17 protein-coding genes are annotated in these 16,395 nt (G+C 68.9%); 8 read left to right on the plus strand and 9 right to left on the minus strand.

Features of this window, described 5'->3' with window-relative positions; genetic code table 11:
• Positions 1 to 42: 42 nt before the first annotated feature.
• Positions 43 to 996: a hypothetical protein gene (locus tag ACO06I_RS19090; RefSeq protein ID WP_421934205.1), complete on the plus strand. Its 954-nt coding sequence runs from the start codon at positions 43 to 45 to the stop codon at positions 994 to 996.
• Here the strand turns inward: ACO06I_RS19090 and ACO06I_RS19095 are convergent.
• The 3 genes from ACO06I_RS19095 to ACO06I_RS19105 form a co-directional block, all read right to left on the minus strand.
• Entirely contained in the window at positions 993 to 3,023 is a 2,031-nt protein-coding gene (locus ACO06I_RS19095) for an ATP-binding protein (protein WP_421934206.1), read from the minus strand. The genes ACO06I_RS19090 and ACO06I_RS19095 overlap by 4 nt on opposite strands.
• Before the next feature lie 148 nt (positions 3,024 to 3,171).
• The gene (locus tag ACO06I_RS19100) at positions 3,172 to 4,149 is read right to left on the minus strand and encodes a threonine ammonia-lyase (protein WP_421934207.1); all 978 of its coding nucleotides are present in this window, start codon (positions 4,147 to 4,149) and stop codon (positions 3,172 to 3,174) included.
• Positions 4,146 to 4,565, minus strand: a complete 420-nt coding sequence (locus tag ACO06I_RS19105) for a VOC family protein (RefSeq protein WP_421934208.1) — start codon at positions 4,563 to 4,565, stop codon at positions 4,146 to 4,148. Before ACO06I_RS19105 ends, ACO06I_RS19100 begins: the two co-directional genes overlap by 4 nt.
• A gap of 217 nt (positions 4,566 to 4,782) precedes the next feature.
• Between ACO06I_RS19105 and ACO06I_RS19110 the strand changes: the two genes are divergently transcribed.
• Both ACO06I_RS19110 and ACO06I_RS19115 read left to right on the plus strand, forming a co-directional pair.
• Positions 4,783 to 6,069, plus strand: coding sequence for an adenylosuccinate synthase (locus ACO06I_RS19110; RefSeq protein WP_421934209.1), 1,287 nt, complete (start codon positions 4,783 to 4,785; stop codon positions 6,067 to 6,069).
• 115 nt (positions 6,070 to 6,184) lie between these two features.
• Positions 6,185 to 7,018 (plus strand): response regulator, encoded by an 834-nt coding sequence (locus tag ACO06I_RS19115; protein ID WP_421934210.1) that lies wholly within the window; start codon positions 6,185 to 6,187, stop codon positions 7,016 to 7,018.
• Positions 7,019 to 7,060: 42 nt separating this feature from the next.
• Here ACO06I_RS19115 and rpoH read toward each other — a convergent pair whose 3' ends face one another.
• The 3 genes from rpoH to ACO06I_RS19130 form a co-directional block, all read right to left on the minus strand.
• The gene (gene rpoH / locus ACO06I_RS19120) at positions 7,061 to 7,948 is read right to left on the minus strand and encodes an RNA polymerase sigma factor RpoH (RefSeq protein ID WP_421934211.1); all 888 of its coding nucleotides are present in this window, start codon (positions 7,946 to 7,948) and stop codon (positions 7,061 to 7,063) included.
• A gap of 204 nt (positions 7,949 to 8,152) precedes the next feature.
• A complete protein-coding gene (locus ACO06I_RS19125; RefSeq protein ID WP_421934212.1) occupies positions 8,153 to 9,145 on the minus strand; it encodes an RluA family pseudouridine synthase in 993 nt (330 codons plus the stop codon).
• Positions 9,146 to 9,164: 19 nt separating this feature from the next.
• On the minus strand, positions 9,165 to 9,482 hold the full coding sequence (locus tag ACO06I_RS19130) for a ferritin (protein WP_421934213.1): 318 nt from the start codon (positions 9,480 to 9,482) through the stop codon (positions 9,165 to 9,167).
• 69 nt (positions 9,483 to 9,551) lie between these two features.
• Between ACO06I_RS19130 and ACO06I_RS19135 the strand changes: the two genes are divergently transcribed.
• Complete coding sequence (locus ACO06I_RS19135; protein ID WP_421934214.1) at positions 9,552 to 11,234, plus strand: alkaline phosphatase D family protein; 1,683 nt, start codon at positions 9,552 to 9,554, stop codon at positions 11,232 to 11,234.
• Here the strand turns inward: ACO06I_RS19135 and ACO06I_RS19140 are convergent.
• Positions 11,231 to 11,857 carry a LysE family translocator gene (locus ACO06I_RS19140; RefSeq protein ID WP_421934215.1) on the minus strand — a complete coding sequence of 209 codons (627 nt, stop codon included), beginning with the start codon at positions 11,855 to 11,857 and terminating at the stop codon, positions 11,231 to 11,233. The genes ACO06I_RS19135 and ACO06I_RS19140 overlap by 4 nt on opposite strands.
• Positions 11,854 to 12,255 carry a phosphoribosyl-AMP cyclohydrolase gene (hisI, locus tag ACO06I_RS19145; RefSeq protein WP_421934216.1) on the minus strand — a complete coding sequence of 134 codons (402 nt, stop codon included), beginning with the start codon at positions 12,253 to 12,255 and terminating at the stop codon, positions 11,854 to 11,856. The genes ACO06I_RS19140 and hisI overlap by 4 nt, the downstream gene beginning before the upstream one ends.
• A 45-nt stretch (positions 12,256 to 12,300) precedes the next feature.
• On the opposite strand from hisI, the gene ACO06I_RS19150 reads away from it, so the two are divergent.
• The gene (locus ACO06I_RS19150; RefSeq protein ID WP_421934217.1) at positions 12,301 to 13,179 is read left to right on the plus strand and encodes a DUF817 domain-containing protein; all 879 of its coding nucleotides are present in this window, start codon (positions 12,301 to 12,303) and stop codon (positions 13,177 to 13,179) included.
• Here the strand turns inward: ACO06I_RS19150 and folE are convergent.
• A complete protein-coding gene (gene folE / locus ACO06I_RS19155; RefSeq protein ID WP_304698303.1) occupies positions 13,176 to 13,805 on the minus strand; it encodes a GTP cyclohydrolase I FolE in 630 nt (209 codons plus the stop codon). The genes ACO06I_RS19150 and folE overlap by 4 nt on opposite strands.
• Before the next feature lie 179 nt (positions 13,806 to 13,984).
• Between folE and cysS the strand changes: the two genes are divergently transcribed.
• The 3 genes from cysS to ACO06I_RS19170 are packed head-to-tail and all read left to right on the plus strand — an operon-like array spanning position 13,985 to position 16,376.
• A complete protein-coding gene (cysS, locus tag ACO06I_RS19160) occupies positions 13,985 to 15,379 on the plus strand; it encodes a cysteine--tRNA ligase (RefSeq protein ID WP_421934218.1) in 1,395 nt (464 codons plus the stop codon).
• On the plus strand, positions 15,379 to 15,930 hold the full coding sequence (locus tag ACO06I_RS19165; protein WP_421934219.1) for an SRPBCC family protein: 552 nt from the start codon (positions 15,379 to 15,381) through the stop codon (positions 15,928 to 15,930). The genes cysS and ACO06I_RS19165 overlap by 1 nt, the downstream gene beginning before the upstream one ends.
• Entirely contained in the window at positions 15,927 to 16,376 is a 450-nt protein-coding gene (locus tag ACO06I_RS19170) for an iron-sulfur cluster assembly scaffold protein (RefSeq protein WP_421934220.1), read from the plus strand. Before ACO06I_RS19165 ends, ACO06I_RS19170 begins: the two co-directional genes overlap by 4 nt.
• Positions 16,377 to 16,395 lie beyond the last annotated feature (19 nt).

Raw genomic sequence — 16,395 nt, forward strand, 5'->3', positions numbered from 1 at the left:
GGCGGGCCTAAGCTCCGCTCGGGGAAGTTGAAGGGGCGGACGATGGTCAAGGTGTCGGGGCGCGAGGCGCTGTTTTCCGGTCTTGGCCTGATGCGGCGAGAGCCCCGGCTGCTCCTGTCCCTGGCCGCGGTCTATCTGCTGAGCGGGGTGCTGCCGCAGCTGGCGGCCTACTGGGCGGTCTGGCCCGAGCTAATCACCGCCCTGGATGCGGCGTCCAAGTCGGCCCTGACCGGGGGCAAGGCCGGAGAAGTCCCGGAAATGGCGCAGATGCAGGCCCATATGCTGCCCTACCAGCTGCTGGCCTTTCCCTTCAGCGTCGCGGGCATGCTGGTGATCTACGGCGCCATCTATCGGGCGATCCTGCGGCCTCAGGACCGCGGCTTCGGCTACCTGCGCCTGGGCCGGCGGGAGGGCGCCATGTTCCTCACCACCCTGACCGCAATCTTCCTGCTGATCGTGGCGATGATCGCCGCGGCCCTGGTCATCTTCATCCTGGTCATGGGTGTCCGCATGGCCGCGGGTCAGGACTCCGATATCACGGGCCTGGCCACCTTCGGTCTGATCCTCGTGGCGGCGATCCTGGGGGGCTGGTGCGTCATCCGCCTGTCCCTGGCCTATCCGATGGCCTTCGCCGACGGGCGCTTCCGGCTCCTCGAATCCTGGCCCCTGACCCGGGGTCACGGCTGGAAGATCTTCGGCGTTCAACTGGCTCTGGTGGCCATCATCATCGGCGTCGAGCTCGCGGTCGCCCTGGTGGTGATCCTGATCGCCATCGCCATCGGGATGGGCGTGTCGGGCCATGCCGACGCCATCGCCCAGGCCATGACCGCCAAGATGGCCCAGGGCGCGGAAACCTGGGCGCCTCAGTTCGCCGCGGCCTATGTCGGCGTGATGGCCGTGGCTTCGGTGATCGTCGCCGGCTTCTACATCTTCGTGACGGCGCCCTTCGCCGACATCTACCGCCAGCTCACCGCGGGGTCGACCGACCCGGCCTAGGCGGCCAGCACGCCCTGGAGCGCGGTCACCAGGGAGCGGGTGTCGATGGGCTTGGGTACGCAGTCGTCCATGCCGGCCGACAGGTAGCCGCGGGTCTCGTCGGGCTGCACGCTGGCGGTGACGGCGATGATCGGGGTCTTGTCGCGGCCCAGCTCGGCCTCCCGCCGGCGGATGTTGGAGGTGGCGGCCACGCCGTCCATCTCCGGCATGTGGATGTCCATCAGGATGGCGTCCCAGACATTGGCCTCCCAGGCCGCCACCGCCTCCACGCCGTTGACCACGCACTCGGCGGCCAGGCCGAGCTGATCCAGCAGGGCGCAGAGCACCAGGCGGTTGGTGGCGTTGTCGTCCACGACCAGGATGCGCAGCTTGTCGTCCATTGGCTCGGCGGCCTCCGGTTCGGCCGGAGCGGCGCAGGCGGGCAGGGGAACCTGGAGGGTGAAGCGTGAGCCGACCCCCAGCTCGCTGGTGAAGCCGATGGTCCCGCCCATCAGATCCGACAGCTCCCGGCAGATCGCCAGGCCCAGTCCGGCGCCGCCGAAGCGCCGGGTGGAGGAGCCGTCGGCCTGGACGAAGCGGTCGAACATGGCGGCCTGCTGGTGGGCCGCGACGCCGATGCCGGTGTCGGTCACCTCCAGGACGACCTGGTCGCCCCGCAGGGCGAAGGCGACGCGCACCGAACCCGCCTCAGTGAACTTCAGGCCGTTGGAGATCAGGTTGCCGGCGATCTGGCGCAGCCGCGCGGCGTCCCCGAGCCGCCAGCCACGGGCGGCGGGATCGACGGTCAACTCGAAGGTCAGCCCCTTGTCGGCGGCCATGGCGGCGTAGATCGAGGTCAGGTCGTCGGTCAGCCGGTCCATGTCGAAGGGTTCGGACAGGATCTCCAGGCTCCCGGCCTCGATCCGGGAGATGTCCAGGACGTCGTTGACCACGCTGACCAGGGCCCGGCCCGAGGCGCCGATGGTGGCCAGATGCGCCTGTTGCGCCGCCGTCAGCTCGGTCCTGCCCATCACGTCCACCAGGCCCAGCACGCCGTTGAGGGGCGTGCGCAGCTCGTGGGCCATGGTGGCCAGGAATTCCGACTTGGCGTGGTTGGCCGCCTGGGCCTGCAGGGCGAGCGCCTGGGCCTCTTCCCGGCGCACCTCCGCCTCGGCCTCCAGCCGCGCCTTATCCACCGCGGCGTCGCGGAAGGTGACCACCGCCTCGGCCATGCGGCCGATCTCGTCGCGGCGGGCCACCTCGGGAATCTGGATGGCGTGGTCGCCGTCGGCCAGGCGGCGCATCACCGTGGTCAGGGCCAGGATCGGCCGCACCATGCTTCGCCTCAGCGCCAGGCCCATCACCGCGGCGATCAGGGCGGCGAACAGCACGCCAAGGGCCAGGGCGGTGGTCATGGCCCGCATCGCGTGGTCCTTGCGGGCGCCGCTCAGCGCCAAGGCCCGTCGACTGTCGGCCTGTATGGCGTCGAGGGCGGTCTCGGCGGGCGCGATCAGGTCGTCGGCGGGGTTGGTCGGGCCCACCATCTCCGCGGCCAGGGACCGGGTCCGCCGCGCAGCGGCCAGTTCGAGGGCCCGGGCGACCGCCCAGTCGTCCCAGAGTTCATAGGCCGCCCGCGCCTTCGCCAGCTTGCCGCTCAACGCCGGATCGGAGCGTCCCAGGCGCTCGAGCTCGGCCATGCGCGCCAGGAAGGCCGGGCGGTGGATCGTCGCGATGCGTCGCGCATAGTAGGGGTCGCCCGAGATGATGTAGCCGCGCAGCGTGTCCTCCTGGCGCGTCAGGACCGAGCGGGCTTCATTGGCGACGGCGAAGACCTGTTGGGCGTGGCTGTCGGCGGCCTGCGCCCGCTTGACGACATCGAGATTGACCAGCAGGGCCGCGCCCATGGCGATGATGGCGCTGAGCACCACGGCGAAGGCCAGGGTCAGTTTCCAACTCGCCGGGAGATCGTTGAGGAGGGTGCAGAGCGCCCTCCAGCCGACCCGTCTGACCGGGCGCGCACCGGCGCGCATTTGATCGACCTGGTCCAAGCAGTCCATCCGCCTCTGCGCGCAACTTCGGGCTGCGACACATCGGAACAAACTTCACCGTGGACGGGTCAACAACCTGTTAAGCCGCAACCCTTTGGTCGCGGGTCAAAAGACCGCACCAGACCGGGGACACCCGCCCAGGACGGCGTCAGACCCCCGCCAGGATCTCGGCGAAGAGGGCCGGATCGACATTGCCGCCCGAGAGCACCAGGCCCGCGCCGTGGTCGCCCAGATGTTTCACCTTACCGGCCAGCAGGGCGGCCAGCCCCACCGCGCCGCCGGGCTCCACCACCAGTTTCAGGGTCGAGAAGGCGTAGCGCACGGCGGCGGCCACCTCGGCGTCGCTGACCACGGCGATGTCGGCCACCGTCTTCTGCAGCACCGGGAAGGTGAGTTCTCCGGGGGCCGGGGATTCCAGGGCGTCGCACAGGGAGCGGGTGGTGGCCTTCAGGGTCTGGCGCGATCCGGCCTGCAGGGAGCGCAGGGTGTCGTCGAACCCCTGGGGCTCGACCCCGACGACGGCCGTGGCGGGGGAGAGCGCCTTCACCGCCGTCGACAGGCCGGCCATCAGGCCGCCGCCGCCGACCGGGCAGATCACCACGTCGAAGCTCACCCCCAGGGCCCTGGCCTGGGCCACCATCTCCAGGCCAACCGTGCCCTGGCCGGCGATGATGTCGAGATCGTCGAAGGCCGGGACCACAACGGCGCCGCGCTGGGCGGCGATCTCCGCGGCGATGGCCACGCGGTCCTCGGTCAGGCGGTCATAGAGCCGGATCTCCGCCCCATAGCCGCGGGTGGCCTCCACCTTCACGGCCGGGGCGTCGGCGGGCATGACGATCAGGGCCGGGATCCCCAGCAGGCGGGCGGCCAGCGCCACGCCCTGGGCGTGGTTGCCGGAGGAGAAGGCCACCACGCCGGAGGCCTTCTGGGTGTCGGTGAGCTGGACCAGGCGGTTATAGGCGCCGCGGAACTTGAAGGCGCCGACCCGCTGCAGGGTCTCGGGCTTGATCAGCACCCGATGGCCCAGGCGGTCGTTCAGGGCCGGGCTCTCGATCAGCGGCGTCTCCACCGCGTGGCCCTTCAGTCGCGCCGCGGCGGCCTGGATGTCGGCGAGAATCACGCTCATTTGGCGAACACCATGGCGTCGTCGGCGAAGGCCTTGAACTCCAGGGCGTTTCCGGAGGGGTCGAGGAAGAACAGGGTCGCCTGCTCCCCCGGTTGGCCCTTGAAGCGGATCTGCGGCTCGATGACGAACCGCGTGCCTGCGGCCTTCAGCCGGGCGGCCATCGCCTCCCACTGGGGCAGGGTCAGGATGGCGCCGAAGTGGCGGACCGGCACGTTCTCGCCGTCGACGGCGCTGGTCGCGCCACAGCCCACCTCCTCCGGAGAGAGATGCGCCACGATCTGGTGGCCGTAGAAGTCGAAATCGATCCAGTCGGGGCTGGAGCGGCCCTCCGGGCAGCCCAGCAGGCCGCCATAGAAGGCGCGGGCCTCGGCCAGGTCGCGGACGGGGAAGGCGAGATGGAAGCGGGGCAGGGTCATGATCGCCTCATAGACCCAAGGGCTCGGCCCTGCGAAGCGCCGATTTGTCCGCCGCCAACTTGACGGCGGGGGCGCCCGGATGCTCTACACCCGACGAACACGACCCTGGCGCCCGCGAGGCCCGGTCTGGGTTCCTAAAATCGATCAAGTCCACCCGCCGAGAGCCTGTCGAAGGGCGTGGTTGGATCGCCTCGGCAGGCCGGGAGATCGTATCTGCATGGCCAATGTGACCGTGATCGGGGCCCAGTGGGGCGACGAAGGCAAGGGCAAGCTGGTGGACTGGCTGTCCAATCGCGCCGACGTGGTCGTGCGCTTCCAGGGCGGCCACAACGCCGGCCACACCCTGGTGGTGGGCAATCAGGTCTACAAGCTCTCCCTGCTGCCCTCGGGGGTGGTGCAGGGCAAGCTCTCGGTGATCGGCAACGGCGTCGTCGTCGATCCCTGGCACCTGCTGGAGGAGATCGCCAAGATCGGCGCCCAGGGGATCAAGATCACCCCCGACCTGCTGGTCCTGGCCGACAACGCCGCCCTGATCCTGCCCCTGCACCGCGACCTGGACCAGGCGCGCGAGGCCGCCGCGACCAACAAGATCGGCACCACCGGCCGCGGCATCGGCCCGGCCTATGAGGACAAGGTCGGCCGCCGGGCCATCCGGGTCGGCGACCTGGCCGACCGCGACGCCCTGGAGGCCAAGATCGACCGCCTGCTGGCCCACCACACGCCGCTGCGCCGCGGCCTGGGCCTGCCGGAATATGACGGGGCCGAGCTGCTGGCGGCGCTGGAGGAGATCGCGCCCAAGATCCTGCCCTTCGCCCAGCCGGCCTGGCGGCTGCTGGACCAGGTGGTGAAGTCGGGCAAGCGGGTGCTGTTCGAGGGCGCCCAGGGCGCCCTGCTGGACGTCGATCACGGCACCTATCCTTATGTGACCTCCTCCAACACCGTGGCGGGTCAGGCCGCGGCCGGGTCCGGCCTGGGGCCCAAGGGGCCGGGCTATGTCCTGGGGATCGTCAAGGCCTACACCACCCGGGTCGGCGAGGGGCCCTTCCCCACCGAGCTGTTCGACGAGATCGGCCAGCACCTGGGGACGGTGGGCAAGGAGTTCGGCGTCGTCACCGGGCGGCCGCGCCGCTGCGGCTGGTTCGACGCCGTGCTGGTCCGCCAGTCGGTGGCCCTCAACGGCATCGATGGCATCGCGCTCACCAAGCTCGATATCCTGGACGGCCTGCCCAAGCTGAAGATCTGCGTCGGCTACAAGCTCGGCGACAAGACCTTCGACTACCTGCCCGCCGGCCTGAAGGCCCAGTCGGCCCTGGAGCCGATCTACGAGGAGATGGAGGGCTGGAGCGAGAGCACCGCCGGAGCCACCTCCTGGAAGGACCTGCCGGCCAACGCCGTGAAATATGTCCGCCGGGTGGAGGAACTGATCGGCGCGCCCGCGGCCATGGTCTCCACCAGCCCGCAACGGGACGACACCATCATGGTGCGCGACCCCTTCCAGGACTGAGGGGCGGGTCTTCAGGCGCGGCTTAAGGCCACGCCGGGGGGCGGCGACGTCAAGGCGATCTTTACCGACGTCCCCCAGATTGGGCCCGAGTCGTCCCGGGGAGTCCGCCTGCCAGGTGTTCAACGAAGAGCACAAGCTGATCCAGCGCATGGTTCCCATGCTGCAGAGGGTGCTGATCGTCGATCCGGCGCCGGCCAGCGCGCGCCTGCTCGCCGACCTGGTGCGAAACATCTCCGCGGGCCAGATCTGGAACGCCCCCAGCAACAAGCGCGGCCTGATGGCCGCCGAGCAGGTCAATCCGCAGCTGATCTTCGTGGAGCTGTCGGGGGACAATGTCGACGGCATCGACTTCGCCCGCCGCATCCGGCGCGGGGACTTCAACTGCCGCCAGGCGCCGATCATCATGGTCACCGCCACCGCCACGGCGGGCGCCATCCTGGGCGCCCGCGACGCCGGGGTGCATGAATTCCTGCGCAAGCCCTACACCGCCAAGGACCTGTTGCGCCGCCTGGAGGCGGTCACCATGCGGCCGCGCGACTGGGTGGAGGCGGTGGACTATATCGGCCCCGACCGCCGGCGGTTCAATTCGGGGGACTACAAGGGCAAGCTCAAGCGCCGCTCCGACCTCAAGACGACGCCGGACGCCGCGCGCATCCTCCAGGCCCTGAAGATCCTGCGCTCGGCCCTGACCGCCATCGAGAGCGATCCGCGCCAGGCCCTGCGCTCCATGCAGGCTCAGGTGGCCGAGCTGCAGCGCGCGGCCGTGGCGGTGTCGGACATCAAACTGGTCACCTGCGTGACCGACTTCCAGCGCTACCTGAATTCCGCAACGGAACGCGGCGTGCTGATCCCGCACGAGGTGTCGGCCCAGGCCGCACCACTGCTGGCCTTCCTGCCGGCCGACGAACCGGCGCGCAAGGCGCCGCCCCGCGACGCCGTGGCCATCTAGGAAAGAGGCGGCCTCCTCCCGGTGGGGAGAAGGCCAAGGGGGTCAGGCGTCGATCAGGTTCCGCGCCTCGGCGGCGGCCTTCATCGACTTCTGCAGCTTCTCGAAGGCGCGCACCTCGATCTGGCGCACGCGCTCGCGGCTGACGCCGTACTCGGCGGCCAGCTCCTCCAGGGTGGAGGGGTCGTCCTTCAGCCGGCGCTCGGTCAGGATGTGACGCTCACGGTCGGTGAGTTCGGTCATCGCCTCCCCCAGCAGACCCATGCGCAGGGTGTGCTCCTGGCTCTCGGCGACCTGGGTCTCCTGGCTGACGGCGTTGGTGTCCTCCAGCCAGTCCTGCCACTCGCTCTCGCCGTCGGCGCGCATGGGCGCGTTCAGCGAGGCGTCGGGGCCCGACAGCCGGCGGTTCATCGAGATCACTTCCTCGTCCAGCACGCCCAGCTTGGTGGCGATCTGGCTGACCTGGTCGGGGTGCAGGTCCCCGTCCTGGAAGGCGCTGATCTGGCTCTTGGCCTTGCGCAGGTTGAAGAACAGCTTCTTCTGCGCCGCCGTCGTGCCCATCTTCACCTGGCTCCAGGTGCGCAGGATGTATTCCTGGATCGAGGCGCGGATCCACCACATGGCGTAGGTCGCCAGGCGGAACCCCTTGTCGGGCTCGAACTTCTTGACCGCCTGCATCAGGCCGACATTGCCCTCGGAGATCACTTCCCCGATCGGCAGGCCGTAGCCGCGATAGCCCATGGCGATCTTGGCCACGAGACGCAGGTGCGAGGTCACCATCCGATGGGCGGCCTCGGGGTCTTCATGTTCCTTCCAGCGCTTGGCCAGCATGAATTCCTCATCCTTGGCCAGCATCGGAAATTTCCGGATCTCGGTGAGATACCGGCTCAGGCCGCCATCAGGCGACATCACGGACAGCGCGTTCGTGGCCATGGACTTATCCCCTATTTCCCGGACATCTGGGTCGCCGCGCGCTCAGCGCGCGCGCGTCCGTCCGCCCCCTCAACCCATGAGATAGGTATCGGGTTTCGACTGCGGAAGGGCGTTGGGAGAACGACCTGTAAGTCCGACTGCTCAACTCAGGTATTTTTATCCCCGGACCTTGGCGCCTTCAAGGCGCCGGGGCCGCAAGCTTTCTCACAGGGCTGAGAGCAAAGCTTCCAGCGTGGCCATGTCGGGGGGCGGCGCGCTCTCGAATCTCAGGGTCTCCCCGGTCACCGGATGGACGAAGCCCAGCACCGCGGCGTGCAGGGCCTGGCGGGTCAGGCCGGCCTTGGCCATCGCCTCGCGCACCGCCGGCGCCGGCGGCCCGGAGCCATAGACCGGGTCCCCCAGGCAGGGGCTGCCCTTGGCGGCCATGTGGACCCGGATCTGGTGGGTGCGGCCGGTCTCCAGCCGGCATTCCAGCTTGGCGGCCAGGGGCTTTTTCTGGGGGCCGTAGATCGCGGTGACAGCGTAGTGGGTCACCGCCTCGCGACCGCCCGACTTCAGCACGGCCATCTTCTTGCGGTCGCTGGAGGAGCGGCCGATCTGGGTGGTGATGGTTCCCCGGGCCGGCGAGGGCGCGCCGCGCACCAGGGCCACATAGACCCGGTCGATGTCGTGGGCGGCGAACAGGGCCGAGAGCCCCTGGTGGGCGGCGTCGGTCTTGGCCACCACCACGATGCCGGAGGTCTCCTTGTCGATGCGGTGGACGATGCCGGGCCGCGCCACCCCGCCGATGCCCGACAGCGAGGCGCCGCAATGGGCCAGCAGGGCGTTGACCAGGGTGCCGTTGGGGGTGCCCGGCGCCGGGTGGACGGCCATGCCCGGCGGCTTGTCCACCACGATCAGGTGGGTGTCCTCATAGAGCACGGTCAGCGGGATCGCCTCGGCCTGAGGTTCGGCGGCCTCCGGGGGCGGGATCAGCAGTTCGTAGTCACCGGCCTGGGCCTTGGCGGAGGTGTCGGTCAGCACCACGCCGCCGCGGCTGACCAGGCCCTGGGCCATCAGGGCCTGGATGCGGGCTCGCGACAGGTCGGGCAGGCGCTCGGCCAAGGTCTTGTCCAGCCGTCCGCCCGCGTCCTCGGCGGTGAGGGTCAGGGCGACCACCTCCCCGGGCGGCGCGTCGTCGTCGTCGGGGATGATCACGCCGCCGCGCCTTCTCGTCCTACAGGCCGCTCTTCTCGCTCGAGGCTTCCTCGTGGCCGGTGATGGAGCCCTCGGAGAACAGGAATTCCTTGAGCTGCTCGGCGAACTGATCGTCGTTGCGACGGATCCACTCGAGCGCCATCGAGGCGTGCTCGATCTCCTCGTGGGCGTTGTGCAGCAGGATGGCCTTCAGCTCGGCGTCGTCGCAGTCGTCGGCGCGCTGCCGGTACCAGTCCACCGCCTCCAGCTCCTCGATGAGGGAGGTGATGGCGTAGTGCATGTTCAAGGTCTTCTTGGACAGCTTCTCGCGCGGGACGTGAAGGCCTTCGCTGGACATCTCATGCTCCTGTCGTAACTCCCTGCTCTATGGCATGGGCGAACGACAACGCGCGAGCGGGGAAGTAGGATGACCATCAATCGACGGGCGGCCTTAGCCTTTCTGGGCCTTGGCATGGCGACGCCGGTGCTGGCCCAGGCGCCGGCTCGCTATTCGGGCGCCGTGGCCTTCAGGCACGGGGTGGCCTCGGGCGATCCCCTGGCCGACCGGATCATCCTCTGGACCCGCATCTCCCCGGCGCAGGCCAACGCCGGCGAGATCGCCTACCGCTGGCGGATCACCCCCACCGGCAAGCCCCGCCGCTTCCGGCGCGTGAAGACCCTCTCGGGCGAGGGCGTCACCAGCGTGGCGCGCGACTTCACGGTGAAGGTTGATGTCGGCGGCCTGAAGCCGGGGACGGAGTACAGCTACGAGTTCGAGTCCAACGGCGTGGTGTCGCCGCCCGGCTGGGCCCGCACCCTGCCGGTGGGCAAGACCGCCGATGTGGTGCTGGCGGTGGCCTCCTGCTCTCTGCATCCCAACGGCTATTTCCACGCCTACAGCGCCATCTCGGCCCTGCCTCGCGTCGACGCGGTCATCCACCTGGGGGACTATATCTACGAGTATGGCGGTCCCGGCTCCTACGGCATGGACAGCAAGGTCGCGGGGCATCGCGGGCACCTGCCGGACCACGAGATCGTCACCCTGGCCGACTACCGGACCCGGCACGCTCAGTACAAGGCCGACGTCCAGCTCCAGGCCGCCCACGCCCGCGCGGCCTGGATCGTCGTCTGGGACGACCACGAGACCGCCAATGACAGCTTCGCCGGCGGCGCCCAGAACCACACGCCCATCGACGAAGGGCCCTGGAACGAGCGCAAGGCCACGGCCATCAAGGCCTATTACGAGTGGATGCCGATCCGAGAGCCGGAGGGCGGCGGCTTCGCCATCAACCGCACCTTCCACTTCGGCGACCTGGCCAGCCTGATGATGCTGGAGACCCGGCTGACCGCCCGCGACAGGCAACTCACCTACGACCAGGACCTCAACGGCCTGAACGGCAAGCCCGATCTGCCGGCTTTCCGCAGCAAGCTGGCCGATCCGTATCGCCGCATGATGGGGGAGGATCAGGAGGCCTGGCTGGCGTCGGAGTTGAAGGCCTCCGCGGCCGCTGGCCGCACCTGGCAGGTGCTGGGCAACGAGGTGGTGATGGGCCGTCTGAACATCCCCAGCCCCCGCAAGGAGATGGGGGAGGCCGCCTTCGCCAAGGCCCTGGCCGCCTCGTCGGACGCCGCCCGCAAGCGGGTCGCCCGCCTGGAGGAGTTCAACAAGATGGGCCTGCCCTACGGCCTGGACATGTGGGACGGCTATCCGGCCGACCGCGAGCGGCTCTACGCGGCGATCCGGGCGGCCCAGGCCCGCGCCATCGTGCTCTCCGGCGACAGCCACGCCTTCTGGGTCAATGAGCTGTTCGACCAGGGCGGCGCCCGGGCCGGGGTGGAGTTCGGGACGACGGGGATCACCAGCCCCGGCGGCGGCGACCTGCTCACCGCCTTCCCGATCGGGGAGGTGTTCGCCAGCGCCAACCGGGAGGTGGTCTACAACCACCAGAGCGCCAAGGGCTTCGTCCTGCTGACCCTGACCCCGGCCGAGGCCAGGGCCGATCTGATGGCGGTCTCCAACATCACCGAGCCGACCTATGAGACCCGGACTCTGAAGACCTACCGGGTGACGCCCCAGGCCGGAGGCCTGTCGGCGCCGGTCGAGGCCTAGCGCCGGTCCAGGGCCAGGCGCAGGCCGAAGGCCACGAACACCCCGCCGGTCAGCCGGTCCAGCCAGCGCACGACGGCGGCGCGCTTCAGCACCCTGGCGATCGGCTGGGTGGCGGCGATCAGCAGGCCCAGCCACACCACCCCCAGCAGGACGTGGATGGTGGTGAGCAGCAGCATGAAGGGGGCGGCCGGCACGCCCTGCGGCAGGAATTGCGGCAGGAAGGACACGTAGAAGACCCCCATCTTCGGGTTCAGCATGTTGGACAGGAAGCCGCGCCGCATCCAGGCTGTGTCGGAGCCCTGCGTGGCCGGCGCGTCGGCGACCTCGAAGCTGTCGCGGGGCCGCAGGATCAGGCCGATCCCCAGCCAGACCAGATAGGCCGCGCCGGCCCACTTCAGGAAGTTGAAGGCGATCGCCGAGGCCTGCAGGACGGCGCCCAGGCCAAAGGCCACCAGCCCGCCCCAGACGAAGCAGCCGGCCAGGACGCCCACCATGGCCAGGACGGCGCGCTTGGGTCCTTCCACCGCGGCGGTGCGGAGGATCAGGGCGGTGTCCAGACCGGGAGTCAGGGTCAGCAGGCCCGCCGCCACCGTGAAGGCCAGCAGGGCCTGGACGATCGTCACGGCAGCCGCTCCTTGAGCTTGCCGTTCTCCACCACCCGATAGAAGCAGGTGCGGAAACCGGTATGGCAGGCGCCGCCATCGCCCTCGGGGGTGACCTTCAGAAGGATGGCGTCCTGGTCGCAGTCGATGCGGACCTCCTCCACCAGCTGGATCTGGCCGCTGGTGGCGCCCTTGTGCCAGAGTTCGTTGCGCGACCGGCTGAAGTAGTGGGCCTCGCCCGTCGCCAACGTCCGCTCCAACGCTTCGGCGTTCATATAGGCGAGCATGAGCACCTCGCCGGTCTCGGCATGGGTGGCGATGGCCGGGATCAGGCCGGCGGAATCGAACCTCGGGGCGAGCAGGTCGCCGCGTTCGAGGATTTCCTTGGAGGTGGCGGTGGGGAAGGTGGGCTTGGCCATGGCCGCATATGGCGCCGTTCAAGCCCTTCGCGCTAGCCTCGCAGAATGAGTCTCAAGGACTGGATCAAGGGCCGGGTGGCGGAGATGGACCTGGCCGTCCGTCCCTGGGCGGCCCGCTCGCGGCTCAACGCCTTCGCCTACGAGTTCCTGCTGTTCGGGCTGAAACAGGCCTGGGCCTGTCTCTATGGCGGGGCGATGGTCGCCCTGCTCATCGCCAGCCATTTCTGGTGGCCGGCCGACGCGGCCATGTCCCGCTACGACTTCCTGGTGATCGCCGCGCTTGGACTACAGGTCCTGCTGTTGGCCACCAGGTTGGAGCGCTGGGACGAGGCGCTGGTGATCGGAATCTTCCACGTGGTCGGCACCATCATGGAGATCTTCAAGACCAGCCACGGGTCGTGGATCTATCCCGAGCCATCGATCCTCAGGATCGCGGGCGTGCCGCTGTTCTCAGGCTTCATGTACGCCGCCATCGGCAGCTACATCGCCCGGGCCTGGCGGCTGTTCGATATCCGGTTCCCGAACTACCCGCCGCTGTGGGGCCCATGGCTGCTGGCGATCCTCAGCTACGCCAACTTCTTCACCCACCACTATACGATCGATATCCGCTGGGGCCTGTTCGTCCTGTCGGTGGTGCTGTTCGGGGGGAGAAGCTTCCAGTTCACGCCGGATCTGAAGCCGCGCTCCATGCCCATGCTGCTGGGCTTCTTCCTGGTGGCGATCTTCATCTGGTTCGCCGAGAATATCGGCACCTTCACCGCGACCTGGACCTATCCGCAGCAGGCGGCGCACTGGCGGCCCGTCGGCCTGGCCAAGCTCGGGTCCTGGTACCTGCTGATGATGCTGAGCTTTGTCCTGGTCACCCTCGTCCACCGGCCGCAGCCGGTGGAGAGCGATGAGCCTCGGACGTCCCTGCTGGACTAGCGGTTGACGAAGTCCAGGAACCGCTGGCGCAGGGTCGGGTCTGTCTTGAAGACGCCGGTGAACTGGGTGGTGATGGTGGTCACGTGGCGGTGGTGGACGCCGCGGGTGGTCATGCACTGGTGGGCGGCGTCGATCAGGACGGCGACGCCGGCGGGGCGCAGGCTGTCGGTGATGGCGTCGGCGATCTGCTGGGTCATGGTCTCCTGGGTCTGGAGACGGCGGGCGAAGATCTCCACCACCTTGGCCAGCTTGGAGATGCCGACGACGCGGTTGGTGGGCATGTAGGCCACGTAGGCCTTGCCCAGGAACGGCGCCATGTGGTGCTCGCAGTGGCTCTCCACCTCGATCTCGCGCAGCATGACGATGTCGTCATAGCCCTGCACGTCTTCGAAGGTGCGCGAGAGTTCCTTGGCGGGATCGAGGCTATAGCCTTCGAACCATTCGCCATAGGCGTCGACCACCCGCTTGGGGGTGTCGATCACGCCTTCACGCCTCGGGTCGTCACCGGCCCAGGCGATGAGGGTGCGGACAGCCTCCATCGCCTCTTCGCGCGTCGGGCGCTTCACGGCTTCAAGATCAACGCCGGGCGTACCGACGAGGGTTCGGTCGCGAGCAACTGCGTCCATGTGAGATCGGTTCTTTCCAGGGCTGAGTTGCGCCGGGACGAAGGTCCCGGAAAATACGCGTGGCCACCCTTATACGTAAGGCGAAGCTTTCCGGATGCGAGACCCGTGGCTTCCCTGACGCCCCGTCTGTATATGGGGCGCAAGCCTTTCCCGGCAACTGTTACGCAGCGTCAGACCCTATGACTTTGAACCTTTACGACACCATGGCCCGCGCAAAGCGGCCCTTCGTCCCGCGCGATCCCAGGCGGGTGACGATGTATGTCTGCGGTCCAACGGTCTATAATTACGCCCATATCGGCAACGCCCGGCCCGTGGTGGCCTTCGACGTCCTGTTCCGCCTGCTGCGCCACACCTACGGCGCCGACAGCGTGATCTACGCCGCCAACGTCACCGACGTGGACGACAAGATCAACAAGAAGGCCGCCGAGGAAGGCGTCTCCATCGACGTCATCACCGAGCGCTATCTGGACATCTACAACGCCGACATGTCGGTTCTGGGCGCCCTGCGGCCCACCCACCAGCCGCGCGCGACCCAGACCATGGACGCCATCATCGCCATGATCGGCCGCCTGGTTCACAACAACGCCGCCTACGCCGCAGAGGGCCACGTCCTCTTCAACACCCAGGCCTATTCCGACTACGGCAAGCTCTCGGGCCATCCGATGGAGGACATGATCGCCGGCGCCCGCGTCGACGTGGCTCCCTACAAGCAGCACCCCGCCGACTTCGTGCTGTGGAAGCCGTCGAAGGAAAACGAGCCGGTCTGGGATAGCCCCTGGGGCCCCGGCCGCCCCGGCTGGCACATCGAGTGCTCGGCCATGATCGAGCAGAGCCTGGGCCTGCCCATCGACATCCATGGCGGCGGCATCGACCTGCTGTTCCCCCACCATGAGAACGAGATGGCCCAGGGCCTCTGCGCCGGCCACGGCCATGACGCCCCCACCGAGTACGCCCGCTACTGGCTGCACAACGGCTTCCTGAACATGGGCGCCGAGAAGATGTCCAAGAGCGTCGGCAACGTCGCCCTGGTGCACGAACTGATCGAGCAGGCGCCGGGCGAGGCCCTGCGCTGGGCCCTGCTGGTGGGTCACTATCGCGCGCCGCTCGACTGGACGGGCGACCTGATCGAGCAGTCCAAGAAGGCCCTGGACCGGCTCTACGGCGCCCTGCGCCGCTCCAGCGAGGTGAAGGCGGAGGCCACGGGTCCGTCGGTCGCCTTCCTGGCGGCGCTGGAGGACGACCTCAACACTCCGGCCGCCATGGCCGAGCTGTTCGCCATGGCCACCACCCTGGAGACCGCCCGCGGCGAGGACCGCGCCTACGCCAAGGGCGAGCTGCTGGCCTCGGCCAATCTGATGGGCTTCCTGTTCGCCGATCCGGAATACTGGTTCCAGGCCGGTGTCAGCGAGGAGCTGCGGGAGAAGGTCGACGCCCTGATCTCCGACCGGGTGGCGGCGCGGGCCGCCAAGGACTGGGCCGCCGCCGACCGCATCCGCGGCGAGCTGACGGCGTTGAACATCGAGGTCATGGACAATCCGACGGGGGCGACCTGGCGGATCAAGGAACAGGGCTGATGCCGGGCTACAACCAACCCAAGCACTTCACCGCCGCCGCGGGCCTCACCTTCAAGCGCAGCGGCGGGGGCGGCGGGCCGTCCGGCGAGAAGATCGAGCACCGGATCGGGGTCCAGGCCCCGGCCCGGGTGATCTGGGAGATCCTCGCCGACCTGCCCGCCTGGTCGGAATGGAATCCGCTCTACACCAAGGCCGAAGGCGTGCTGTCCATCGGCAAGCCCCTGACCTTGACCCTGCAACTGCCCGACGAGGCGCCCGAGACCATCCGCCCGGTGGTCACCGACTGGACGCCGGACTCCCTGCTGCACTGGAAGCTGACCATGGCCGGTGGCCTGGTGCGGACGGTGCGCTACCTGGAGATCGACGAACTGTCGGAGGAGAGCTGCGTCTTCGCCAATGGCGAGATCGTCGGGGGCCTGCTGGGGCGCTACGTGGCCCGGCGGATGGGCCGCAAGATGTACCGCGGCTTCGAGGCCCTGGGCCTGGCCCTGAAGGACCGCGCCGAGGCCAGGTGGCGCGCCCAAGGCGGAAAGCCTACATCAGCCTCATGATCGACGACCTCTACTCGGCCAAGCTGCTCAAGCTGGCGGCCAACATGCCGCACGCCGGGCGGCTGCCCGCGCCGGAGGGCACCTCGGAGAAGGTCTCCAAGCTGTGTGGCAGCAAGGTCACCGTCGACGTGGTCATGGACGGCGACCGCGTCGGCCAGTTCGCGCAGGACGTGAAGGCCTGCGCGCTCGGCCAGGCCTCGGCCGCGGTGCTGGGCGCCCACGTCATCGGGGCCACCCTGGCGGAGATCGAGATGGCCCGGGTTCAGTTCCGTGCTATGTTGAAGGACGGCGCGCCTGCGCCGGTTGGACGATTTTCGGACCTAGAGATGCTTGCGCCCGTGAAGGATTACCCGGCCCGCCATACCTCGACGCTGCTGGCGTTCGAGGCCGCGACCGACGCCGTCCGCCAAGCCAGCGCTCGAACTAGCCGCGCCGGCGCGGCTTGATCGCCACCAACCGTCGGCG

Source organism: Phenylobacterium sp. (genome assembly GCF_965229015.1).
Classification (GTDB): Bacteria; Pseudomonadota; Alphaproteobacteria; order Caulobacterales; family Caulobacteraceae; genus Phenylobacterium.